Below are 23,045 nucleotides of genomic sequence, written 5' to 3'. Positions count from 1 at the left end.
CGATCGAGGCCCGAAGGCTCTCGATTTGATTATGGCTGCCAGAACCGGTTATGCTTATCAGAACCGCAGTTCCGATCGCCCCCGTGGCAACTTGACTAACTTGGCACGTCCGCTCGCCGTGTCAAATCGGCGTCTTCGTGATGTCAGCGGCGGAGTTCGTTCACACGAACGAGACAATCTCGCGATCGCCTTCCGACACCTCCATCCGCTCGTCGTCATCGTTGCCGATGACGGTGTTGCAGCGAAGCCGGGACCGAGGTCCTGCGGAGGCTTTACATCTTACGCTCGCGATCCGGGACCTTCAAGAGACGAATCTCAAGCAGTCCGTGGAGCGAGGGGATGGTCCCCGCTTGAGGCCGACGACCGGGTCTCGACGCTCTGCGTCCGACTCTCGCTCGCCGCTCCTTTGGGGTGACGAGGGGTTACATTACGTCGATGTTTCGGGGGCCCGCAAGTCGCTCGAAACCCGGGCGTGTCGCGGTCGTCAGCTGCTCTCGGCGACGAACGCGCCGGCGAAGCTCTTCTTGCCTCGGCGCAGCACGGCGATGCCGTCGATCAGCGGGAGGTCGCCGAGAACCGCGGCGTCGTCCGCGACGACGACGTTGTTCACCGAGATCCCGCCCTGCGCGATCCCCCGACGCGCCTCCCCCAGGCTCCCCGCGAGACCGGTGTCGACGACCGCCTGGATCACGGGCATCGAGCGCTCGGCTCCGATGGTCCGCACCGACTCGAGGGCACCGCGGAGGATCGAGGGATCGATGCCGTCGAGCGTTCCGCGCCCGAAGAGGGCGGAGGCGGCGTCCATCACCTGGCGCGTCACGGTCTCTCCGTGGACCAGCGACGTGACCTCCCACGCGAGGGCGCGCTGCGCTTCGCGCTTGAAGGGCGCCGCAGCGGTCGCCTCCGCGAGACGCTCGATCTCGACCCGGGGCAGGAAGGTGAAGACCTTCAGTCGATCGACGACGTCGTCGTCGTCGACGTTGAGCCAGAACTGGTAGAAGGCGTACGGGCTGGTGAGCTCCGGGTCCAGCCAGACGGCGTTGCCCTCGCTCTTGCCGAACTTGGTGCCGTCGGAGTTCATCACCAGGGGCGTGCCGATCGCGTGGACCGAGACGCCCTCCGTGCGGTGGATGAGGTCGGTCCCGCTCGTGAGGTTGCCCCACTGGTCGCTGCCCCCGGTCTGGAGCACGCAGTCGTACTGGCGGTAGAGCTCGAGGAAGTCCAGTCCCTGGAGGATCTGGTAGCTGAACTCCGTGTAGCTGATGCCGGCGTCCGAGTTCAGCCGCGCGCTCACGGCGTCCTTCTTGAGCATGGTGCCCACTCGGAAGTGCTTGCCGATCTCCCGGAGGAAGTCGATCGCCGAGAGGGGCGCCGTCCAGTCGAGGTTGTTCACCAGGCGCAGCGCGTTCTCCCCCTCCGTGGAGAGGAACCTCGAGACCTGGCCCTGGAGGCGCTGGACCCACTCCGTCACGGTCTCGCGCGAGTTCAGCGTCCGCTCGGCGGTGGGCCGCGGGTCGCCGATGAGCCCCGTCGAGCCCCCGACGAGACCGAGCGGCCGATGGCCGGCCAGCTGGAGCCGGCGCATCAGGATGAGCTGGACGAGATTGCCCAGGTGCAGGCTCGGCGCGGTCGGGTCGAATCCGCAGTAGTAGGTGATCGGGTCGCCGGCGAGGAGGTCCCGGAGCAGGTCGCGATCCGTCGAGACGTGGACGGACCCGCGCCAGACGATCTCGTCCCACACGGTCTCGAAGGCCGCGTCCAGCAGGGGGTGCGCGGAGGAGCCGTGGACAGACTGATCGATCACGCGTCCAGGGTATCGCTCGCACGCCCGACCTCCGGGCGGGTGATCAAGCGCTCGGGCTTGATGTTGTGAGATCAAGCCTGGATACTTGTCCTGGGAGGCCCTCGTGTTCGTCATCACCGCGGATCAGCGCGACAGCAGACGCGATCGCGACCGCGTCGACGACGCCATCGCCCGGCTGCTGCAGGAGCATGCGAACGGGTTCGTCCTTCCGCCCGAGCGGACCGCGGGAGACGAGTTCCAGTTCGTCCTCGACCGCGCCGAGGTCGTCGTCGCCCTCGTCCTGGCGCTGCACCGCACCGGTCACTGGAGCATCGGGCTGGGCATCGGGTCGGTGGAGCGCCCCCTCCCCCGGACCACTCGTGCGGCCACCGGGTCAGCGCACTTCGCGGCGCGGCGGGCGGTCGAGGCGGCGAAGACCCGGCCGAGCCGCTTCTCGACGGACCCCGATGACGCGTCGACCGTCTTCCCCTCCCCCGCCGACGCACAGGCGCTGATCGACCCGCTGCTGCACCTGCGCGACTCCCGGTCCGACGCGGGATGGGAGATCGTCGACCTCCTCGCCGCCGGGAGCAGCCAGAAGGACGCCGCGGAGCGGCTCGCCGTCACCCCGCAGGCCGTGAGTCTGCGGGTGCGCGCGGCCAGTGCGCGCGTGGACGCCCCGGCCTCCGCGGCCCTCGCGCGGCTCCTGACGGTGGTCGACCGTACGCTCGACCCCATCGACGAGAGGACCGAGCGATGACGATGCTCCCCACCGCACTGCCCGACGCCGTGGCCGCCTCCGTGCAGTCCGTCGCCTGGACGGGAGTCGTCCTCGTCCTCGTCGCGGCTCTCGTCGGCACCGTGCTCGCCCTGCGCCTGCGGCGGCCGGTCCTGGCCTGGATCGGGATCGGCGGCGTGGCGGCGGCGTTCCTCCTCACAGGGCTCGCCGGATCCTCCGCGCCGGTGCCGGTCGCGCTCCTCATCGCGACGGCGGCCTTCGCGATCGCCGTGCTCGGCGGCGGGCCCGTGGTGCTGCTCACCCTGGATCTGGCGACGGCCGACGCTCGGGCGGGCGCCCACGGCGGCATCATGATCGCGGCGCCGCGTCCCCCGTCGGCCACGAGCGCGTCGCCCAGCGCCATCGGCCAGCCGATCGAGGTGCTCCGCGGCGGCACGACCATCGGACTCCTCGAGCGCATCGCGACCGCCGGCGCCCTCATGAGCGGGATCCCCGAGGGCGTGGCCGTGGTGGTCGCGGTCAAGGGCGTCGGCCGCTTCAGCGAGCTCGCCTCTCCGGAGGCGCGTGAGCGCTTCATCATCGGCACCCTCGCCAGCCTCGCGTGGTCGGCCGCGCTCGGGACGCTCGCACGCCTCTACCTCGCGGGCTGAGCTCCCCCCGCGCGCCGGCGCGGCACGGCACGGCGGTACGGCGACACCGTGGGCTCGCCGGCGATCGCGAACCGCCACGGGTACTCCTCGCCTCCTCCCGGTCCGGCGACTCCGGTCCGAGGGGTGGCGGTGATCGCGACCGCCTCCCGCCGCGGCCGCAGCTCGAAGGACTCCTCGAGTAGATCCCCCGACTCCGACAGCAGCACGCCGAGCGCGCGCGTCAGCCGGGCGGGGCCGCGGGCGAGATCCCGATCCGGCACCGCTGGGCGCCGGGACCGGGCGAGGGGCAGGCCCTCCACGATCTCGCCGGCGCGCAGCAGCACGGCCGACGCCGTTCCCGCAGGAGCGCAGACGATGTTCACGCACGTGTGCATGCCGTACGTGAAGTAGGCGTACACCGTGCCCGGCTCGCCGAACATCGGCGCCGTGCGGTCGGTCCGGCGCCGGTAGGCGTGCGAGCCCGGGTCCTCGCCGACCCCGAGGTAGGCCTCGACCTCGGTGAGTCGCACGGCGACCGGACCCTCCGGGCTGCGATGCACGAGGACGCAGCCCAGCAGGTCCGGCGCCACCTCGAGCGCCGAGCGGCGGAGGTCGATCGGCCGGGTCACGGCCTAGAAGAAGCTCTGACCCGAGACGAGCGTGACCACGACGACGGCGACGATGATCACCACGGCGACGGCCACCAGGATCCGCTGCTGCACCGGGCGCAGCGGGCGCCGGTCGTCGTCGTCGTCCTTCCGGAGCGTCATCAGCGCTCTCCCCGGAGCGACGAGCGCACGACGCGGACCCGTTCGGTGAGCTGGGCCAGCTGCTCCGCGACCCGCGCCGGAGCGGTGCCGCCGATCCCGTCGCGGCTGGCGACCGAGCCCTCGAGCGAGAGCACCGAGCGGACGTCCGGCGTCAGGAGCGGCGAGACCGCGGCGAGCTCCTCGTCGTCGAGCTCCTCGAGCCCCCGGCCGCGCTGCTCGGCGGCCTTCACCAGCTCACCGGTGATCTCGTGCGCGTCCCGGAACGGCACGTGCTTCTTGACCAGCCACTCGGCGACATCGGTGGCGAGCGAGTACCCCTGGGGCGCGAGCTCCGCCATGCGATCGGTGTGGAAGGTGAGGGTCGCGATCATCCCGCTGAACGCGGGCAGCAGTACCTCGAGGGTGGTGACCGAGTCGAAGACCGGCTCCTTGTCCTCCTGCAGATCGCGGTTGTAGGCCAGCGGCAGCGCCTTGAGCGTCGCGAGGAGCCCGGTCAGATTGCCGAGGAGCCGACCCGCCTTGCCGCGCGCGAGCTCGGCGATGTCGGGGTTCTTCTTCTGCGGCATGATCGACGACCCCGTCGAGTAGCCGTCGTCGAGGGTGACGAAGGAGAACTCCCGGGTGTTCCAGAGGATGATCTCCTCGGCGATCCGCGAGACGTCGACGCCGATCATCGCGGCGACGAACGCGAACTCCGCGACGAGGTCCCGGCTCGCCGTCCCGTCGATCGAGTTGGGGACGCTGGCGGCGAAGCCGAGCTCGGCGGCGACCGCGCCGGCGTCGAGGCCGAGCGTCGATCCGGCGAGGGCACCCGACCCGTAGGGCGAGACGTCGGCCCGGACGCCCCAGTCGCGGAGGCGCTCGAGATCGCGCAGCAGCGCCCATGCGTGGGCGAGCAGGTGGTGCGCCAGGAGCACGGGCTGAGCGTGCTGGAGGTGCGTGCGGCCCGGCATGATCGCGGAGGGGTGAGCCGAGGCCTGCGCGGCGATCGCATCGATGAGCTGGACGACCTGCTCGGAGACGACGGCGGCGTGGTCGCGGAGGTACATCCGCACGAAGGTCGCGATCTGGTCGTTGCGCGACCGGCCCGCCCGCAGCTTGCCGCCGAGCTCGGGGCCGGCCTCGATCATCAGGCCGCGCTCGAGAGCGCCGTGCACGTCCTCGTCGGACTCCTCGGCGACGAAGCGGCCGTCGACGACGTCCGCGCGCAGGCGCTCGAGGGCGTCGAGCATCTGCTGGAGCTCGACCTCGTCGAGGTACCCGGCTGCGGCGAGCGCCCGCGCGTGCGCACGGGATCCGGCGAGGTCGTACTCGGCCAGCTGCCAGTCGAAGTGCGTGGACTTCGAGAGGGCCGCGAGCTCGGGCGAGGGCCCGCCGGCGAAGCGGCCGCCCCAGAGCGCACCGGCCTCGCCCGCGCGGGCGGAGGGTCGTTCCGTCATGGTTCTCCTCGGTTCGGCTGTCGAGTCTACTGAGCGGCGGCGGGCTCGCCCGCGCGCTCGAGGAGCCAGACGAGCAGGGCCTTCTGGGCGTGGAGACGGTTCTCGGCCTCGTCCCAGATCACGCTCTGAGCGCCGTCGATCACGTCGGCGGTGACCTCGTACCCGCGGTCCGCGGGGAGGCAGTGGAGGAAGAGGGCGTCCGGAGCCGCGGCCGCCATCGTCCCGGCGTCGACGCGGTAGGCGCCGAAGGTCTCGACGCGCTGCGCCTTCTCCTCCTCCTTGCCCATCGACACCCAGGTGTCGGTGATCACGATGTCGGAACCGGTCGCCCCCGCGGCGGGGTCGGTCGTCGTCGTCGCCGATCCTCCCGTGGTCGCGGCGATGCGCTGCGCGTCGGCCAGCACCTCGGGGTCGGGCGCGTAGGTGTCCGGCGAGACGATCCGCACGTGCATGCCCGCCGTCGCTCCGGCGAGCAGGTAGGAGTGCGCCATGTTGCTCGCGCCGTCGCCGAAGAAGGTGAGCGTGAGACCGGCGAGGCGGCCGCGGTGCTCGCGGATCGTGAGCAGGTCGGCCAGCAGCTGGCACGGGTGGAACTCGTCGGACAGCGCGTTGACGACGGGCACGCGGGTGCCGCGGGCCATCTCCTCCAGCCCCGACTGCGCGTAGGTGCGCCACACGATCGCGGCCACCTGTCGCTCGAGCACCCTGGCGGTGTCCGACGCCGTCTCCTTGCCGCCGAGCTGGCTGCTGGCGGTCGAGATGATGAGCGGGGCACCGCCGAGATCGGCGATGCCGACGGCGAAGGACACCCGGGTCCTGGTCGAGGACTTGTCGAAGATCACGGCGACGGTCTGCGGACCCTCGAGCGGCTTCCTCGACCACCGGTCGCGCTTCAGCTCGAGGGCGAGATCGAGGATCTCGGCCTGCTCGGCGGGGGTGATGTCGTCGTCGCGGAGGAAGTGGCGGGTCACGGGAGCGGGTCGCTTTCGGTCGAGGAGTGGTCGGAGGTGAGGGTCGAGAGCGCCCGCGCGAAGCGGACGGCGAAGTCGTCGACGTCGGCGGCCGAGATGATCAGCGGCGGCGCGAGGCGGATGCTCGACTCGTTCGCGGCGTTCACGATGAGTCCTTCCGCGAGGGCCGCCGCCGCGAGCTCCGCGGCGACGGGCTCGGTGAGGGCGATGCCCAGCAGCAGCCCCGCACCGCGGACGCCGCCTATGAGCGGAGAGGACAGGGCGTCGACGGCCCGGACGATCTGCGCACCGCGCTCGCGGGCGTTGGCGAGCAGTCCGGCCCGTTCGATCTCGCCCAGGACTGCTCCCGCGACAGCGGTCGCCAGCGGGTTGCCGCCGAACGTGCTGCCGTGGTGCCCCTTCTGGAACAGCTCCGAGGCCCGGCCGAAGGTCACGAGCGCGCCGACGGGGAACCCGCCGCCCAGACCCTTGGCGAGCGTGATCGCATCCGGGACGATGCCGGCGCGCTGGTAGGCGAACCAGTGGCCCGTGCGGCCGACGCCGGTCTGGATCTCGTCGACGATCAGGAGGACGCCGTGCTCGCGGGTCAGCTCCCGTGCGCGCTCGAGGAAGCCGTCGGGCAGCGGGATCACCCCCGCCTCCCCCTGGATCGGCTCGACGACGAGAGCCGCGACCGAGGTGTCGAGCGCGGACTCGAGGGCCTCGATGCTCGCGTCGATGTGCTCCACGCCTGCCGGCATCGGCTCGAACGGCGCCCGCATCGCGGCCTTGCCCGTCAGCGCCAGGGCGCCCATGGTGCGCCCGTGGAAGGCGTTGCGGAGTGCGAGGATCCGAGGGCGGGCCCCGCCCTCGACGTTCAGGCGCGCCAGCTTGAACGCGGCCTCGTTCGCCTCGGTGCCGGAGTTCGCGAAGTAGACGCGCCCCTCCTCCCCCGCGCCGGTGAGCTCGCGGAGCTTCTCGGCGAGCGCGATCTGCGGCGCGGTGGCGAAGTAGTTCGACACGTGGGCGAGCGACGCCGATTGACGGCTGACCGCCTCCACGAAGACCGGATGGGCGTGCCCGAGCGAGTTGACGGCGATGCCGCCGAGGAAGTCGAGGTACTCCCGACCGTCGACGTCCCAGACGCGGCAGCCCTCTCCGCGCTCGAGGACGGCGAGCGGAGGGGCGAACGTCCGCATCATCGCGGACGCGTAGCGCTGCTGCGCCTCGTCCGCGCGGGAGTCGACCGCGGTGGAGCCGGGGGTGTCGGAGGGCATGACGGACCTTTCTGAACGAGCGGACCGGCCGGGGCGGCCGTCGGTGCACGGACCCGGGAGGGCGCGCGCTCGGAGCCGGGGCCGCTGAGGGGTCAGCGGCCCGACGTTCGCTCCCGGTCGTCCGGTCGGGGCGAGGCGACGACCTCGGTGCCGATGCCCTCGCTGGTGAACACCTCGAGGAGGACGGAGTGCGCGAGCCGCCCGTCGATGATCGCGGCCTTGGGCACACCGCCCTGCACGGCGTCGAGGCACGCCGTCATCTTCGGGATCATGCCGGACTCGAGGGAGGGGAGCAGGTCGATGAGCTCGTCGGAGGAGATCTGCGAGACCAGCGAGTCGCGATCCGGCCAGTCGGAGTAGAGGCCCGCGACGTCGGTCAGGATGACGAGCTTCTCGGCCCCGAGCGCGACGGCGAGCGCAGCCGCGGCCGCATCGGCGTTGACGTTGAGCGACTGCGTCGGATCGTCGGAGTCGGGGGCGATCGAGGAGACCACCGGGATGCGCCCGGCCTCGAGCTGCGCGAGGACGGCAGCGGGGTCGACGGCGACGACGTCGCCGACGAGACCCAGATCGTGCTCGACGCCGTCGAGGACGACCCCGCGCCGACGCCCGAGGAACAGACCGGCGTCCTCCCCGGAGATGCCGGCGGCCAGCGGTCCGTGCTCGTTGATGCGCCGGACGATGTCGCGGCTGATCTGCCCGGTGAGCACCATCCGGACGACCTCCATCGCCTCGGGACTCGTCACGCGGTACCCGCCGCGGAACTCGCTCGTGATGCCGAGCCGGTCGAGCATCCGGGAGATCTGCGGGCCGCCGCCGTGCACGACGACCGGCCGGATGCCGGCGTAGCGCAGGTAGACGATGTCTTGCGCGAAGGCGCGCTGCAGCTCCTCCGACACCATTGCGTTGCCGCCGAACTTGATCACCATCGTGCGCCCGTGGAAGCGCTTGAGCCAGGGCAGCGCCTCGATCAGGGTGCCCGCCTTGAGCCCGGCCTCCTCGCGCAGGGCGATGCCCTCGGCCTCGGTGTGGGTGTCGTGGTCCATGTCCGCCTCAGCTCGAGTAGGCCGAGTTCTCGTGCACGTAGTCGTGCGTGAGGTCGTTCGTCCAGACGGTCGCCGTCGCGGGGCCCGCATGCAGGTCGATGTCGACCGAGACGGACCTCGGCGCGAGGTCGACGAGGTCCCGGCCCTCGAACGGCTCGCCGGCGCGGCAGACTTGCACGCCGTTGATGGCGACGTCGATGCCGTACGGGTCGAACTCGGCGTCGGTGGTGCCGACCGCGGCCAGGACTCGGCCCCAGTTGGGATCGTTGCCGAAGATCGCGGCCTTGAACAGGTTGCTCCGCGAGACGGCGCGGGCGACGACCACGGCCTCGTCCTCGCTCGCGGCGTTCAGCACGCGGATCGCGACGTCGTGCGCCGCCCCCTCGGCGTCGGCCTGCAGCTGGAGGGTGAGGTCGCGGCACACCTCGGTGAGCGCGGCGGTGAAGGCGTCGACCGAGGGGCTCACTCCGCTCGCACCGCTCGCGAGCAGCGCCACGGTGTCGTTCGTCGACATGCAGCCGTCGGAGTCGAGTCGGTCGAAGGTCACCCGGGTCGCCGACCGGAGTGCGGTGTCGAGCTCCGCGGAGTCGAGGACCGCATCGGTCGTGATCACCACGAGCATGGTCGCCAGCCCCGGCGCGAGCATTCCCGCGCCCTTGGCCATGCCGCCGATGCTCCAGCCGTCGTCCGAGCGCACCGTCGCCTGCTTCGGGACCGTGTCGGTCGTCATGATCGCCCGGGCGGCGTCCTCGCCGGCCTCCGTCCCGGTGGCGCCGGGGAGTGCGGCCGCCGCGTCGGTCACTCCGCGCGTGATCTTCGCGAGGTCGAGCTGGTCGCCGATCAGCCCCGTGGAGCACACGAGCACGTCACCGGCGGCGACGTCGAGCATCTCGCCGACGAGCTCGGCCGTGCGGTGCGTGACCTGGAACCCCTGCGCCCCGGTGTAGCAGTTGGCTCCGCCGGAGTTCAGGACGATCGCCGAGACGACGCCGTCGCGCATCACCTGCTCGCTCCAGAGCACCGGGTTCGCCTTGCAGCGGTTGCTGGTGAAGACGGCCGCGGCGTTCTGCAGCGGGCCGAGATTCTTGACCAGGGCGATGTCGCGCGCGCCGGTCGACTTCAGGCCGGCGACGACGCCGGCCGCCTCGAATCCTGCTGCTGCGGTGATGCTCACGGCGCGACTCCGTTCACGCTCAGGCCGAGGGACTCGTCGAGGCCCAAAGCGATGTTGGCGGACTGGATCGCGGCGCCCGCGGTGCCCTTGACCAGGTTGTCGATCGCGGTGACCGCGACGACGCGGCGGGCGCGCTCGTCGACGCCGACGCCCACGAGGGCGGTGTTCGCCCCGACCACGTCGGCCGTCCGGGGGAACGAGCCCTCGGGCAGCAGCTGCACGAAGGTCTCGTCGCCGTACGCGGACTCCCAGGCGGCGCGCACGTCGTGCGCCGACACGCCGGGGGCGAGCCGCGCGGTGGACGTGGCGAGGATGCCGCGGGACATCGGCACGAGGACGGGCGTGAAGGAGATCGAGACCGGGCCCGCTCCCGCGAGGGCGAGGTTCTGCCGGATCTCGGGGTTGTGCCGGTGGGTGCCGCCCAGACCGTAGGCGTGGGCGGAGCCGAGCAGCTCGCTCGCGAGCAGATCGGTGCGCAGGCTCTTGCCCGCGCCGGAGGGGCCGACGGCCAGCACCGAGACGAGGTCGCCCGGCTCGATGACCCCCGCGTGCAGGCCCGGAGCGAGCCCGAGCGTGATAGCGGTGACGTTGCAGCCCGGAACGGCGATGCGCCGCACGCCCTCGAGCCGCTCGCGCTGCTTGCGTCCGCCGCCCCCGATGAGGAGTTCGGGGAGCCCGTAGGGCCACGCCCCGGCGAACTCGCCGCCGTAGTAGTCGGCCCAGTCCTGCTCGTCGGTCAGCCGGTGGTCGGCGCCGCAGTCGACGACGAGGACGTCGTCGGGGAGCGTCGCCGTGATCTCGCCGGACCTGCCGTGCGGGAGGGCGAGGAAGACCACGTCGTGGCCGGCCAGGTTCTCGGTCGTCGTGTCGACGAGCGTCAGGTGGCGCAGCGAGCGCAGGTGGGGCTGCACGGCGATGAGGGGCTGCCCGGCGTTGGCGTGCGCCGTGACGGTGCGCACCTCGAACCCGGGGTGCTCGGCGAGCAGGCGCAGGAGCTCGCCGCCCGCGTACCCGCTCGCACCGGCGACCGCCACGGAAAAAGTCATGCCCGACAGCCTAGTCCGTGCAGGGGACGCGATCGGTGCGGTCGCCGGCTCTCGCGGGCCGACGACCGCGGCGATCAGTCGCGCAGTCGCGCGCCGAAGCGCTCGGCCGCGACCGCGACTCCGCTCTCCTTCGACGCGGTCGCCTCGGCTGCGGTGAGGGTGCGATCGGCGGCGCGGAAGCGGAGCGCGAAGGTGAGCGACTTCGTCCCCTCCTCCAGGCCCGCGCCGCGGTAGTCGTCGACCAGGCGGATCGACTCGAGCAGCATCCCGGCGCCGTCGGCGACGGCCGATCGGACGTCCTCGGCCGCCACCTCGACGGGCACGACGAGCGAGAGGTCCTGCGTCGCGGCGGGGAGGGCGCCGACGGGTCGCGCGACGACGACGGCTCCGGCCCGGGCGAGGACGGGATCGAGGTCGAGCTCGACGACGGCGACCCGGCGGGGCAGGTCGAGCTCCTCCGCCAGCGCGGGGAGCAGCTCGCCCGCGTACCCGACGACGGAGTCGTCCAGGAGGATCTCGGCGGTGCGGCCCGGGTGCAGCGCGGCGTGCGCGCCCTGGCGGACGACGAGGTCGACCCCGGCCGCGGCTCCGATCGCCCGGACGACGTCGAGTGCGTCGCGCCAGTCGACGTCGCGCTGAGCGACCCCGGGCTGGCGCTCGACCGCGGCCCCCATGAGCAGAGCCGCGACGTGCAGCGGCTGGGGCGGGATGCCCGCGTTCAGCGCGCGCTCGACCTCGGCCGACGGGCGCTCGGCCCCGCGCGGGAGCACGTCGGAGCCGAACGGCGCCGAGGCGTCGGGCAGGAACACCGTGCCCGTCTCGTAGATCGCGAGGTCGGTCAGACCGCGCGACCGGTTGCGCGCGGCGACCTGCACGAGGCCCGGGAGCAGCGTGACGCGCAGCTGCGCGGCCGTCGCGTCGAGCGGGTTCGCCAGGGTGACCTGCTGCACGGGCTCGCCGGTGGGCGAGCCGAGCCGGTCGTTGAGAGCACGCGGGAGGAACGGGTAGGAGAGCACCTCGACGAGCCCCGACGCCGCGAGCGTCTGCGCGATGACGCGGCGCAGGCGCTGGCCGGACGTGAGCCCGCGTCCGGGCGGCGCGACCGGCAGGATCGCCGGGATGCGGTCGTACCCGGTGATCCGCGCGACCTCCTCGGCGAGCGTCGCCTTGTCGGTGAGGTCGGGTCGCCAGCTCGGCGGAGTGACCAGGAGACCCGATCCACCCGCCTCGACGCTCGCGCCGATCTCGACGAGCGAGCCGCGGATCTCCTCGGGCGTGTACTCCACTCCGATGAGCGAGGACACGTAGCCGTCGGGCAGCTCGATCACGGGTGCCGCGGCGGAGGCGGTCAGCGACGAGCCGAGCTCGTCCGCCGTGCCGCCGGCGAGCTCGACGAGCAGCTGGACCGCACGGGCGGCGGCGACCGGCGCGACGAGCGGGTCGACTCCGCGCTCGAACCGGCGGGAGGCCTCGCTCGGCAGCTTGTGCCGGCGAGCGGTGCGCGCGATGGAGACCGGATCGAAGTTCGCCGCCTCGATCAGCACGTCCTGCGTGGATCCGCCGATCTCGGTGCGAGCACCGCCCATGACGCCCGCGAGGCCGATGGCGCCGCCGTCGTCGGCGATCACCAGGTCCTCGGGGTGGAGCCTCCTCGTCTGGCCGTCGAGGGTCTCGAGGGTCTCCCCCGGCTCCGCGCGGCGCACGAGGATGCCGCCCTGCAGGGTGGCGAGGTCGTAGCCGTGCAGCGGCTGCCCGAGCTCGAACATGACGTAGTTGGTGACGTCGACGACCAGCGAGATCGAGCGGACGCCCGCGAGGCGCAGGCGCGCCACCATCCACGGAGGCGTGGGTCGGGCGGTGTCGACGCCCCGCACGACGCGGGTGACGAAGACGGAGGCGCCCTGCCGGCCGCGGATCGGCGCACGGTCCTCGATCTCGACCGGGAACACCGGTGCCGCTCCCGAGCGTCCGGCGTCGACGACGGAGAGCGCCGGGTCGCGGAACGCGGCTCCCGTCGCGTGGGCGTACTCGCGCGCGATGCCGCGGATCGAGAACGCGTAGCCGCGGTCGGGCGTGACGTTGACCTCGACGGCCGCGTCGTCGAGCCCGAGCAGAGCGATCGCGTCGGTGCCCACCTCGGGGTCGATGCCGAGGCTCGCGAGACGGAGGATGCCGTCGTGGTCGTCACCCAGGCCCAGCTCGCGGCTCGACGCGATCATGCCGTCGGACACGTGGCCGTAGGTCTTGCGAGCCGAGATGGGGAACGGCCCGGGCAGGACCGCGCCCGGCAGGGACACGACCACCTTGTCGCCCGCGGCGAAGTTGTGCGCACCGCAGACGATGCCTCGGACGTCCCCGCCTCCGTCCGCCGCCGTCTCCCCCTCGGGAGCGACCCGCACGGTGCACCAGTTGATCGTCTTGCCGTTCTTCTGCGGCTCGGGGACCAGGTCGAGGACCTGGCCGACGACGACGGGTCCGGAGACCTCGAAGCGGTGGACGTCCTCCTCCTCGAGACCCACGGAGACGAGGGCGGCGTGCACCGACTCGGTGCTCGTTCCCTGCTCGAGGTCGACGTACTCCCCCAGCCAGCTCAGCGGGATGCGCATCAGATCACCATCCCGTACTGCTCGCTGAAGCGGACGTCGCCCTCGACCATGTCGCGCATGTCCTTCACGTCGTTGCGGAACATCAGCGTCCGCTCGATGCCCATCCCGAAGGCGAAGCCGGAGTACTCCTCCGGGTCGATGCCCGCCGCGCGGAGCACGTTCGGGTTGATCATCCCGCAGCCGCCCCACTCGATCCATCGCGCGCCGCCGACGAAGGTCGGGTGCCAGACGTCGAGCTCGGCGCTGGGCTCGGTGAACGGGAAGTAGTTCGGACGCAGGCGGATCCGCGCCTCGTCACCGAAGAGGAGCCGGGCGACGTGCTCGAGGGTGCCCCGCAGGTGCGCCATCGTGAGACCCCGGTCGACGGCGAGTCCTTCGAACTGGGTGAAGACGGGGGTGTGCGTCGCGTCGAGCTCGTCGGTGCGGTACACGCGTCCGGGAGCGATGACGTAGACGGGCAGGTCGCGCTCGAGCATCGAGCGGATCTGCACCGGCGACGTGTGCGTGCGCAGGACGAGGTGCGAGTCGACCGGATCGACGAAGAAGGTGTCCTGCATCGCACGGGCCGGGTGGTCCTCGTCGAAGTTCAGGGCGTCGAAGTTGAACCACTCGTTCTCGAGCTCGGGGCCCTCCGCGATCTCCCAGCCCATGCCGACGAAGACGTCGGCGATGCTCTCCTGGAGGAGCGAGAGCGGGTGGCGGGCGCCGACGCGGCGGAAGCTCGCGCCGGCGGTGACGTCGACTCGCTCGGCGTCGAGGGCGGCCGCGTCCTCGGCGGCGACGAGCTCGGCCTCCCGCGCGGCGTACGCGTCGCCCACCTGCTTGCGGGCCGAGCCGACGAGCTTGCCGGAGGCGGCCTTGAACTCGGGCGGCACGGAGCGCATCTGCGCGTTGAGACGGGCGAGGGCGGAGCCTTCGCCGAGATGGGCGGAGCGGGCCGCCTTCAGCGCAGCGGAGTCGCCGGCCGCGCTGATCGCGGTGAGCGCCTCGGCGACGGCTGCGGAGACGGCCTCGTCGGTGATCGGGTTGCTGTCGGACACGATCCCCCAGTGTAGGCGAGGGCCTGCGCCGCCCCTCCCCCGCCGCGTGCGGTCACTCGACCGGAAGACGCACAACGACGACTGCGGGCGGACGGGCCTCGATACGCCGCTTCGCGGCTACTCGGGCAGCAGAGGCGTCACGACGACTGCCGGCGGATCCGGGTCTCGGTACGCCGCCATGCGGCTACTCGACCAGCAGGTGCGTCACGTCGGCTGCGAGCGGACCCGTGTCTCGAGACGCCGCTCCGCGGCTACTGGACCAGCAGGTCGAGCGGACGACCAGCCGATCTCGACGAGGCGAACGCGTGGATCGCGTGCGAGCGATTCGCCCTAGCCGCACGCACCCCGCTCCCGCGAACGCACCACCCCGGAACGCCGACCGCGGCTCGCCTCGCCGAAAGCGAGGCGAGCAATCGACTCAGTCCTGCGCCGCGATCAGCGCCGTGTCGGTGGTGGCGCGGGCGGCGGGGTGCCCGGTGCCGCGGCGTCCGCTGCTCTTCGTGCGGATCTCGACCCACTTCGCGAGGCCGGAGAGGGCGAGGCAGATGCCGATGTAGATCGCGCCGATCACGATGGCCGCCGGGATGATCGGGCTGTCCAGGCTCGGCTGGTTGCCGAGGTACTTCGCGTAGTACAGCAGTTCGTTGTAGGTGATGATCGAGCCGAGCGCGGTGTCCTTCAGTGCGACGACGAGCTGGGCGATGATGACCGGGAGCATCGAGCGGATGGCCTGCGGGAACAGGATCAGGCGCATGACGCCCGCCTTACGGAGGCCGATCGCGTAGCCCGCCTCCTTCTGGCCGCGGGGCAGGGCCTCGATGCCGGCCCGGAAGATCTCGGAGAAGACGGAGCCGTTGTAGAGCGTCAGCGCGATGACGACGGCGAGGTAGGGGCTGAGCTTGAGCCCCGCGAACGGGAGCCCGTAGTACATCAGCATCATCAGGATGAGCACGGGGATCGCGCGGAACAGCTCGATGAAGAGCGTGACCGGGACGTTGATCCACCGGCGGTCCGAGAGGCGGCCGACGGCCAGGACGAGTCCGAGCACGATGCTCGCGACTCCGGCGGTCGCGAAGGCGGCGAGGGTCTGGCCCAGCGCCGCTCCGATGCTCTGCCAGACGAGCGGGTACTGGAAAGCGCGCCACTTCTCGGCCGAGAACTGGCCGGACTCGGCGAAGCGCCAGAGGACGAAGGCGAGGAAGGCGGCGATCAGCAGGATCACGACGGCCCCGATCGCGCGGTTGCGCGCCCTGGCGCGAGGGCCCGGGTTGTCGAAGAGGACGGAGCTCACCGGGCGACCCTCCACTTCTTCTCGAGCTGACGTTGGACGAGCGAGAGGCCGGTGACGAGCACGACGAACACGAGGGCGACCCACAGCACGACGATCAGGCTGTTCTCGCCGCGCTCGTTGAGCTCGCGGACGATCGTGCCGGCCTCGGCGACCGAGAAGCCCGCGGCGACGGTCGTGTTCTTCAGCAGTGCGATGAGGACGCTCATCAGCGGCGGGATCACCGAGCGGAAGGCCTGCGGGAGGACGACCTGCGTCATGGTCAGGCCGAAGTCGAGCCCGACCGCGCGGGCCGCCTCGGCCTGGCCGATCGGCACGGTGTTGATGCCCGAGCGCAGCACCTCGGCGACGTAGGTGGCCGTGTAGAGGCTCAGGGCGCAGATCGCGAGCGTCGTGTAGTCGAGATCCGGCAGGTCGAGCTTCGGGTACCCGAAGGCGAAGAAGAACATCAGGAGCGTGAGCGGAGTGTTCCTGACGGTGTTCACGTAGACGGTGCCGACCGCGCGGGCGATCGGGACGGGCGAGACGCGCATGGCGCCCACCACGGTGCCGATGAGGAGGGCGAACACGAGCGAGACGGCGAAGAGCAACAGCGTGTTGCCGAACGCCGGGACGAACACGTCGAGGTTGTTCAGGAGAACATCCATGCGGCGAGCCCTTTCATCGGGAGGTGGGAGGGAGGAGCGGGAGTCCCGGGCGGCGCGCAGAGCGCCGCCCGGGACCGCCTGCTAGTACGCGTCGACCGCGGGCTGCTCGACCTCGGTGCCGGACTCGCCGAGGGTCTCGTCGTAGATCGCGCTCCAGGTGTCACCGCCCTCGGTGAACATGTCGTTGATGAAGCCGCGCAGCGCGGTGTCGTCCTTGGCCAGGCCGACGCCGTACAGCTCGGTGCTGAAGGGCTCGCCGACGACCTTGAGCTCGTCGGGGCTCTGCGCCGCGTAGCCGATGAGGATCGCACCGTCGGTGGTGACCGCGTCGACCTGTCCGTCGTTCAGAGCGTCGACGCACTGCGAGTACGTGTCGAACTCCTCGGTCTTCACCTCGGGGTAGTTGGTGCGGATGTTCTGGATCGGGGTGGACCCGGTCGCCGAGCACACGGTGGTGTCGGCGGTGAGGTCGTCCGGACCCTCGATCGTGTCGTCGTCCGCGGCGACCAGCAGCTGCTGGCCCGTCTCGAAGTAGGGTCCGGCGAAGCCGACCTGCTCCTTGCGCTTGTCGGTGATCGAGTAGGTGCCGACGTAGTAGTCGATGTCGCCGTTCACGATCGACGCCTCGCGGTTGGCCGACGGGATCGCGGTGTACTCGATCTGGTCCTCGGAGAAGCCGAGCGAGGCGGCGATCCACTTGGCGATCTCGATGTCGAAGCCCGAGCGCTCGCCGGTCGCTGCGTCGAGGTAGCCGAGTCCGGGCTGGTCCTCCTTGACGCCGATGGTGACCGTGTCGTCCGAGGTCATGGCGTCGAAGGTGGGGCTGCCCTCGAGGGTGACGTCGGTCGCGACCTCGTAGGCCGCTCCGCTTCCCTCGGAGCCGGCTCCGGCGTCGCCGGTTCCGGAGTCGCCGCCGGAGCAGCCGGCGAGAGCGAGGGTCGCTGCTGCGATCCCGGCGGTCATGAACATGAGCTTGGTGCGCATGGTCGTCCTTCCTGGGGTGTGGCCCGCCGGAGCGGGCGATGTCCGATCGCTCCCCGGGATGGTGGGGGTCGATCCGTCGGATGGATGCTGTGCGGGGCGTGCCTCCTGCGTGCTGTGCGGACGCACGCCCTCGCACCTCCTGGTGCGGGAGGAGTCAGTGGGTGATGAGCTTCGAGAGGAAGTCCTTGGCGCGGTCGGTGCGCGGCGCGGTGAAGAACGACTCGGGATCGGTGTCCTCGAGGATCTCACCGTCGGCCATGAAGACGACCCGGTCGGCGGCCTTCCGGGCGAAGCCCATCTCGTGGGTGACGACGATCATGGTCATGCCGTCCTTGGCGAGGCCGACCATCACGTCGAGCACCTCGTTGATCATCTCGGGGTCGAGCGCCGAGGTCGGCTCGTCGAAGAGCATGACCTTGGGCTTCATCGCCAGCGCCCGGGCGATGGCGACGCGCTGCTGCTGCCCGCCCGAGAGCTGAGCCGGGGTCTTGCCCGCCTGATGGCCGACGCCGACCCGGTCGAGCAGCGCCTGCGCCTCCGCCTCCGCGGCCTTGCGCGAGAGCTTGCGGACCTTGATCGGTCCGAGCGTCACGTTCTCGAGGATCGTCTTGTGCGCGAAGAGGTTGAAGGACTGGAACACCATGCCGACGTCGGCACGGAGCGCCGCGAGGCCCTTGCCCTCCTCCGGCAGCTTCTGGCCGTCGATCGAGATCGTCCCGCCCGAGATCGTCTCGAGCCGGTTGATCGTGCGGCAGAGGGTCGACTTGCCGGAACCGGACGGGCCGAGGACCACGACGACCTCACCGCGGTGCACGGAGAGGTCGATGTCCTTGAGGGCCTGGAACTCCCCGTAGTGCTTCTGCACGCCGTCCAGGACGACGAGGGGTGCTCCGACGGGAGCGGACGAGCGATCGTCCTGCACAGCTGCTTCCATTCGGCCAGAGAATCACACGGGAATGGGTGGGTCAAATCATGAGCGTTTTCTTAATCAGAGGTTAATAAGCCCTCTGTGCGCGCGCTCAGACCCGGCAGGTGGACGCCCGCTCTCAGGAACGGAGCGCGAAGGCGCTCTCGTACAGGCAGACGGACGCGGCCGTCGCGAGGTTGAGCGACTCCGCCGCGCCGTAGATGGGCACCGCGACCACACCGTCGACGAGCTCGAGAGAGGCGTCCTCGAGACCGCGAGCCTCGTTGCCGAACACCCAGACGGTCGGCTGGGCGAGATCGCCGCGGGCCCGGACCTCGAGCAGGTCCTCCCCCTTCACGTCCGCCGCGACCGAGCGCAGGCCGACGGCCCGCAGGCGCTGCAGCACGTCCGCGAGCTCGGCGTCGACGGCGACGGGGAGGTGGAAGAGGGACCCGGTCGTCGACCGGACGACCTTGGGGTTGTACAGGTCGACGGAGCGGCCGGTCAGGACGACGGCGTCGGCACCCGCGGCGTCGGCGGCCCGGACGATGGTGCCGAGGTTGCCGGGGTCGCGCACCTCCTCGAGGACCGCGACGAGTCGAGGCTCGGAGGCGACGACGTCCTTCAGCGACACGGGGAACTGGCGGCAGACGGAGACGAAGCCCTGCGGCGTGACCGTGTCGGCCATCGCGTCGAGCACGTCCTCGGTCACGTACTCGATCTCGACGTCCGCCTCCTCGGCGGCCGCGACGATCTCGGGGTGCCGCTCCAGAGCGGTCGGGGTCGCGAACGACTCGACGAGCAGCTCGGGGCGGTAGCGCAGCGCCTCCGCGATGGCCTGCGGACCCTCGAGGAGGAAGAGCCCCGTCTCCTGCCGCGCGGGGCGCCGGGTGAGCTTCGCCACGGAGCGGACGCGGGGGGAACGGGGGTTGTCGAGCATGCGGCGAGCCTATCGGCGGCGCCGTCGGCAGCCCCGGCGACACGTCGCCGTCCCCGAAGCCGTGGCCGGGAACGACGGAGGGGGCCCCGACCAGTGGTCGGGACCCCCTCCGGGAGCGTCCGTGCGGACTACGCGGCGGCCTTGGGCGCCGACGTGTCGGCGGGCAGCGCGTTCTTCGCGGTCGCCACGAGGGCGGCGAAGGTCGCGGGCTCGGTGATCGCGAGGTCCGCGAGGATGCGGCGGTCGACCTGGACGCCGGCCAGGGCGAGGCCCTGGATGAAGCGGTTGTAGGTCAGGCCGTTCGCACGCGAGGCCGCGTTGATGCGCTGGATCCAGAGGCGGCGGAACTCGCCCTTCTTCGCGCGGCGGTCGCGGTACGAGTAGACGAGGGAGTGGGTGACCTGCTCCTTGGCCTTGCGGTACAGGCGCGAACGCTGGCCGCGGTAGCCCGACGCGCGCTCGAGGATGACGCGACGCTTCTTGTGGGCGTTGACCGCCCTCTTGACTCTTGCCATTTCTTTTTCTTCCTATCGATCCGGGTCGGTGCAGCAGCGGACCACGCAGCGCAGCGGACTGCGCGGCAGTGGACTACAGACCGAGAAGCTTCTTGGCGACCTTGGCGTCCTGCGGGGCGAGGACCTGGTCCTGGTTCAGGCGGCGGGTGCGGACGCTGGACTTGGACTCCAGGTTGTGGCGCATACCGGCCTGCTGCTTCATGACCTTGCCGGAGCCGGTCACCTTGAAGCGCTTCTTGGCACCCGAGTGGGTCTTCATCTTGGGCATGTTCTCTCCTTGTCACGTCGCACCCACGTCAGCGGGGCGAAACCGGTGCCCCGCGAGCAGGGCGTCCACCGGCCCCGAGACCGGGGCGGCGAAGTATCAGACGGATTCGGCCTCGGCCGATTCCTCAGGGGTGTTGGCCTCGCGGCGAGCCGCGCGAACCGCGTTGGCCTCGGCCTTGGCCTCGGACTTGTTCTTCAGGGGGCCGATGACCATCACCATGTTGCGACCGTCGATGGTCGGGGTGGACTCGACCTGGCCGAACTCGGACACGTCCTCCGCGAAGCGCTGCAGGAGTCGGACGCCCATCTCGGGGCGGGACTGCTCGCGACCGCGGAACAGGATCATGGCCTTGACCTTGTCGCCGGCCTTGAGGAAGCCCTCGGCGCGCTTGCGCTTGGTCTCGTAGTCGTGCTTGTCGATCTTCAGGCGGAAACGGACCTCCTTGAGGATCGTGTTCGCCTGGTTGCGACGGGCTTCCTTGAGCTTCTGGGCCTGCTCGTACTTGAACTTCCCGTAGTCCATGATCTTGGCGACGGGAGGCTTGGAGTTGGGAGCAACCTCGACCAGATCCAGGTCTGCGTCCTGCGCGAGTCGCAGGGCGACCTCGATTTTCACGACGCCGACCTGTTCTCCGGCGGGACCCACGAGGCGGACCTCGGGGACGCGGATTCGGTCGTTGGTACGGGGATCGCTGATTGCGTTTCTCCTCTGATCTCGGTGAGTAGCTGCTCTGCTGCCGGATTCTGATCCGGCGCATCCCGAGAGAGGAGATTCCTGACGTGCTCGTGCACGTGCTCGCACCCTGCGACCCGGCCTCCGAGGTTTCGCTCGGGTGCCGCAGTCCTGCCCTCGTCACCGAGGGCGGAGTGCTTCAGACCCGGTAACCTAGTGAAGCGGTCAAGCGCGGGTGGGAGAATCTCCACTTTCGAACCGAGGACATGCCTCGGAGCCCGCATCACCTTAGCAGAATCCCGGCCCGGGCGACAGAGCGGATGCGCTCGCCTCCCGGAGCCCCTCCGCGAGGCCCCGGCACGGGCCCGATCCACCGAACGAAGGACCCATGGCCCAGTACGACGACGACTACGCCCGCCGCTTCGGCGATGCCGACGACTCCTCCGACGTGGAGGCCGCCCGCGACATCGCGGAGGTCCCCGCGGTGGAGATCATCACCACCGCCGCCGTGCACCTGATGAGCGCTGCCGCGGTCAAGTGCGGACTCGCCGACGAGCCGGGCGCCCAGGTCGATCTCGACGAGGCGCGCAAGCTGATCAACGCGCTGGCCGGGCTCGTGACCGCAGGAGCTCCCGACATCAGCGACATGCACGCGCGGAGCCTGCGCGACGGGCTGCGGACGCTCCAGCTCGCGTTCCGCGAGGCGTCCCCCCTCCCCGATCCGATCGGCAAGGGCCCGGGCGAGAAGTGGACCGGCCCGGTCACCTGAGTCAGCGGGCGGGAGTCGGCTGCACCGAGAGCGAGTCGACCCGTGAGGCGATGACCTCCTCGGCCGACCACCTCTCCCCCAGCCGAGTCACGAGGGCGCCGAGCGCCTCGCGGTCGAGCCCGGGCACGAGGGCCAGCACCACGACGATCTCCGGCCCCTGGAGCCGCTGACGCGGGTCACCGGGCCGGACGTCGACCGAGACGACGCTCGCCTCGTCCCGGGCCGCCGCCCGCAGAGCGGCGAGCACCTCCGGATCCCCGGCGCTCGAACGCCACGGCGCGCCCTCGGCGATCGCCCAGACCGCGGGTCGGCGCACGGCGAACTCGTGGTCCGAGGCGGCGTCGAGCACCAGGAGCTCGGTCGACTCCGCCACCGCGGCCAGCGCCGCTCGACGGCCGTCGACGGGAACCGGGCGCGCAGAGGCGTCCCAGCGCCGCATCGTGTCGACACTGCTGAAGACAGGGAGGACGCTGCGGCCGTCCGGCCCCGCGACGGTGACGATCGAGAGCTCCTGCGTCTTGTCGGTGCGCAGGCCGCCGACCTCGTCCCCCTCCTCCCCGAGGTGCGCGACGAGGGGGATCAGCAGCCGGGACTCGCGCAGGGCGTCGACCACGGCCTCCGGACCGCGCGAGCCGGCGCCGAAGTCGGCGAGAGCGCGCGCGAGGGGCTCCGGCGCACGGCCGTCGTCCTCGTTCCCCGCGCTCGGCGCGAAGTGCCGGCCGGCCCAGGGGGTCCCGGCGGAGTCCGTCAGATGCGAGGGGAGCGGGCGTCCGTCACTCGGACGCGACATCCAGCGCCTCCGCGAGCGTGAACGCCCCGGCGTAGAGGGCCTTGCCGACGATCGCTCCCTCGAGGCCCTGCGGGACGAGATCGCGCAGGGCGGCGATGTCGTCGAGGTTCGAGATGCCGCCGGAGGCGATGACCGGACGGCGGGTCCGGGCCATGACCTGCTCGAGCAGCTCGAGGTTCGGCCCCTTCAGCGTCCCGTCCTTGGTCACATCGGTGACGACGTAGCGCGTGCAGCCGGCCTCCTCGAGACGGTCGAGGACCTGCCAGAGGTCGCCGCCCTCCTTCGTCCAGCCGCGGGCGGCGAGCGTGGTGCCGCGCACATCGAGCCCGACGGCGATCTGGTCGCCGTACTGAGCGATGACGCTCGCGGCCCACTCGGGGTTCTCGAGAGCGGCGGTGCCGAGGTTGATGCGCTTCGCTCCGGCGCTGAGTGCCGACTCGAGGCTGCGGTCGTCGCGGATGCCGCCCGAGAGCTCGACGTTGACGCCCTTCACCTGGCGGATCACCTTCTTCATGATCCCGTGGTTGTCGCCCCGGCCGAAGGCGGCGTCGAGGTCGACGAGGTGGATCCACTCCGCGCCCTGGTCGGCCCAGTCGCCGGCCGCGTCGATCGGGTCACCGTAGTTGGTCTCGGTCCCCGCCTCGCCCTGCGTCAGGCGGACGGCCTTGCCGCCGGCCACGTCGATCGCGGGGAGAAGGACAAGGCCCGGGGCCTTGGTGAACTCGCTCATCGTCATCCTCAGTCTCGGGAGCCCTGGTGCAGAGGC

General features: G+C 71.3%; 24 protein-coding genes. 3 read left to right on the top strand and 21 right to left on the bottom strand.

Annotation, left to right across the window (positions count from 1 at the left end; genetic code table 11):
- Positions 1–484: 484 nt before the first annotated feature.
- Positions 485–1,804, bottom strand: coding sequence for a tyrosine--tRNA ligase (gene tyrS / locus IOC53_RS11640; RefSeq protein WP_374070749.1), 1,320 nt, complete (start codon positions 1,802–1,804; stop codon positions 485–487).
- 85 nt (positions 1,805–1,889) lie between these two features.
- Between tyrS and IOC53_RS11635 the strand changes: the two genes are divergently transcribed.
- The gene (locus IOC53_RS11635; RefSeq protein ID WP_207405875.1) at positions 1,890–2,543 is read left to right on the top strand and encodes a DNA-binding protein; all 654 of its coding nucleotides are present in this window, start codon (positions 1,890–1,892) and stop codon (positions 2,541–2,543) included.
- The gene (locus IOC53_RS11630) at positions 2,540–3,172 is read left to right on the top strand and encodes a hypothetical protein (protein ID WP_242683242.1); all 633 of its coding nucleotides are present in this window, start codon (positions 2,540–2,542) and stop codon (positions 3,170–3,172) included. Before IOC53_RS11635 ends, IOC53_RS11630 begins: the two co-directional genes overlap by 4 nt.
- Here the strand turns inward: IOC53_RS11630 and IOC53_RS11625 are convergent.
- The 18 genes from IOC53_RS11625 to infC all read right to left on the bottom strand — a co-directional run bounded on the left by IOC53_RS11625 (position 3,157) and on the right by infC (position 20,744).
- The gene (locus IOC53_RS11625) at positions 3,157–3,780 is read right to left on the bottom strand and encodes a DNA-3-methyladenine glycosylase (RefSeq protein ID WP_207405873.1); all 624 of its coding nucleotides are present in this window, start codon (positions 3,778–3,780) and stop codon (positions 3,157–3,159) included. The two genes, IOC53_RS11630 and IOC53_RS11625, sit on opposite strands and share 16 nt — an antisense overlap.
- Positions 3,781–3,783: 3 nt before the next feature.
- Positions 3,784–3,921 carry a hypothetical protein gene (locus tag IOC53_RS11620; RefSeq protein ID WP_207405871.1) on the bottom strand — a complete coding sequence of 46 codons (138 nt, stop codon included), beginning with the start codon at positions 3,919–3,921 and terminating at the stop codon, positions 3,784–3,786.
- On the bottom strand, positions 3,921–5,360 hold the full coding sequence (gene argH / locus IOC53_RS11615) for an argininosuccinate lyase (protein ID WP_207405869.1): 1,440 nt from the start codon (positions 5,358–5,360) through the stop codon (positions 3,921–3,923). The genes IOC53_RS11620 and argH overlap by 1 nt, the downstream gene beginning before the upstream one ends.
- 26 nt (positions 5,361–5,386) lie before the next feature.
- The gene (gene argF / locus IOC53_RS11610; protein ID WP_207405867.1) at positions 5,387–6,331 is read right to left on the bottom strand and encodes an ornithine carbamoyltransferase; all 945 of its coding nucleotides are present in this window, start codon (positions 6,329–6,331) and stop codon (positions 5,387–5,389) included.
- Complete coding sequence (locus IOC53_RS11605) at positions 6,328–7,587, bottom strand: acetylornithine transaminase (RefSeq protein WP_207405865.1); 1,260 nt, start codon at positions 7,585–7,587, stop codon at positions 6,328–6,330. The genes argF and IOC53_RS11605 overlap by 4 nt, the downstream gene beginning before the upstream one ends.
- A 92-nt stretch (positions 7,588–7,679) precedes the next feature.
- The gene (gene argB / locus IOC53_RS11600; RefSeq protein WP_207405863.1) at positions 7,680–8,633 is read right to left on the bottom strand and encodes an acetylglutamate kinase; all 954 of its coding nucleotides are present in this window, start codon (positions 8,631–8,633) and stop codon (positions 7,680–7,682) included.
- Positions 8,634–8,640: 7 nt separating this feature from the next.
- Positions 8,641–9,807 (bottom strand): bifunctional glutamate N-acetyltransferase/amino-acid acetyltransferase ArgJ, encoded by a 1,167-nt coding sequence (gene argJ, locus IOC53_RS11595; protein WP_207405861.1) that lies wholly within the window; start codon positions 9,805–9,807, stop codon positions 8,641–8,643.
- Positions 9,804–10,853, bottom strand: coding sequence for an N-acetyl-gamma-glutamyl-phosphate reductase (argC, locus tag IOC53_RS11590; RefSeq protein WP_207405858.1), 1,050 nt, complete (start codon positions 10,851–10,853; stop codon positions 9,804–9,806). The genes argJ and argC overlap by 4 nt, the downstream gene beginning before the upstream one ends.
- Before the next feature lie 74 nt (positions 10,854–10,927).
- Positions 10,928–13,459, bottom strand: a complete 2,532-nt coding sequence (gene pheT / locus IOC53_RS11585; RefSeq protein ID WP_207405856.1) for a phenylalanine--tRNA ligase subunit beta — start codon at positions 13,457–13,459, stop codon at positions 10,928–10,930.
- Positions 13,459–14,499 (bottom strand): phenylalanine--tRNA ligase subunit alpha, encoded by a 1,041-nt coding sequence (pheS, locus tag IOC53_RS11580; protein WP_207405855.1) that lies wholly within the window; start codon positions 14,497–14,499, stop codon positions 13,459–13,461. Before pheS ends, pheT begins: the two co-directional genes overlap by 1 nt.
- A gap of 418 nt (positions 14,500–14,917) precedes the next feature.
- Positions 14,918–15,790 carry an amino acid ABC transporter permease gene (locus IOC53_RS11575; protein ID WP_207405854.1) on the bottom strand — a complete coding sequence of 291 codons (873 nt, stop codon included), beginning with the start codon at positions 15,788–15,790 and terminating at the stop codon, positions 14,918–14,920.
- Positions 15,787–16,434 (bottom strand): amino acid ABC transporter permease, encoded by a 648-nt coding sequence (locus tag IOC53_RS11570; RefSeq protein ID WP_207405853.1) that lies wholly within the window; start codon positions 16,432–16,434, stop codon positions 15,787–15,789. Before IOC53_RS11570 ends, IOC53_RS11575 begins: the two co-directional genes overlap by 4 nt.
- A gap of 81 nt (positions 16,435–16,515) precedes the next feature.
- Positions 16,516–17,418: a glutamate ABC transporter substrate-binding protein gene (locus IOC53_RS11565; protein ID WP_207405852.1), complete on the bottom strand. Its 903-nt coding sequence runs from the start codon at positions 17,416–17,418 to the stop codon at positions 16,516–16,518.
- A 154-nt stretch (positions 17,419–17,572) separates the two neighbouring features.
- Positions 17,573–18,292 carry an amino acid ABC transporter ATP-binding protein gene (locus IOC53_RS11560; RefSeq protein ID WP_242683249.1) on the bottom strand — a complete coding sequence of 240 codons (720 nt, stop codon included), beginning with the start codon at positions 18,290–18,292 and terminating at the stop codon, positions 17,573–17,575.
- A 172-nt stretch (positions 18,293–18,464) separates the two neighbouring features.
- Complete coding sequence (locus IOC53_RS11555) at positions 18,465–19,265, bottom strand: RNA methyltransferase (protein WP_207405849.1); 801 nt, start codon at positions 19,263–19,265, stop codon at positions 18,465–18,467.
- A 128-nt stretch (positions 19,266–19,393) separates the two neighbouring features.
- A complete protein-coding gene (gene rplT / locus IOC53_RS11550; RefSeq protein WP_055793292.1) occupies positions 19,394–19,780 on the bottom strand; it encodes a 50S ribosomal protein L20 in 387 nt (128 codons plus the stop codon).
- A gap of 73 nt (positions 19,781–19,853) precedes the next feature.
- The gene (rpmI, locus tag IOC53_RS11545) at positions 19,854–20,048 is read right to left on the bottom strand and encodes a 50S ribosomal protein L35 (RefSeq protein ID WP_055793295.1); all 195 of its coding nucleotides are present in this window, start codon (positions 20,046–20,048) and stop codon (positions 19,854–19,856) included.
- A 96-nt stretch (positions 20,049–20,144) separates the two neighbouring features.
- A complete protein-coding gene (gene infC, locus IOC53_RS11540; protein WP_077222490.1) occupies positions 20,145–20,744 on the bottom strand; it encodes a translation initiation factor IF-3 in 600 nt (199 codons plus the stop codon).
- A gap of 364 nt (positions 20,745–21,108) precedes the next feature.
- On the opposite strand from infC, the gene IOC53_RS11535 reads away from it, so the two are divergent.
- A complete protein-coding gene (locus IOC53_RS11535; RefSeq protein WP_207405847.1) occupies positions 21,109–21,489 on the top strand; it encodes a DUF1844 domain-containing protein in 381 nt (126 codons plus the stop codon).
- 1 nt (position 21,490) lies between these two features.
- On the opposite strand, the gene IOC53_RS11530 is transcribed toward IOC53_RS11535, so the two are convergent.
- Positions 21,491–22,279 carry an SseB family protein gene (locus IOC53_RS11530; RefSeq protein ID WP_207405845.1) on the bottom strand — a complete coding sequence of 263 codons (789 nt, stop codon included), beginning with the start codon at positions 22,277–22,279 and terminating at the stop codon, positions 21,491–21,493.
- Positions 22,263–23,009 (bottom strand): bifunctional 1-(5-phosphoribosyl)-5-((5-phosphoribosylamino)methylideneamino)imidazole-4-carboxamide isomerase/phosphoribosylanthranilate isomerase PriA, encoded by a 747-nt coding sequence (gene priA / locus IOC53_RS11525; RefSeq protein WP_055793876.1) that lies wholly within the window; start codon positions 23,007–23,009, stop codon positions 22,263–22,265. The genes IOC53_RS11530 and priA overlap by 17 nt, the downstream gene beginning before the upstream one ends.
- Between the last annotated feature and the right edge of the window lie 36 nt (positions 23,010–23,045).

Source organism: Rathayibacter sp. SD072 (assembly GCF_017355185.1).
Lineage (GTDB): Bacteria > Actinomycetota > Actinomycetes > Actinomycetales > Microbacteriaceae > Rathayibacter.
The sequence above is the reverse complement of the archived record's forward strand: the minus strand, read 5'-3'. Positions and strand labels throughout refer to the sequence as shown.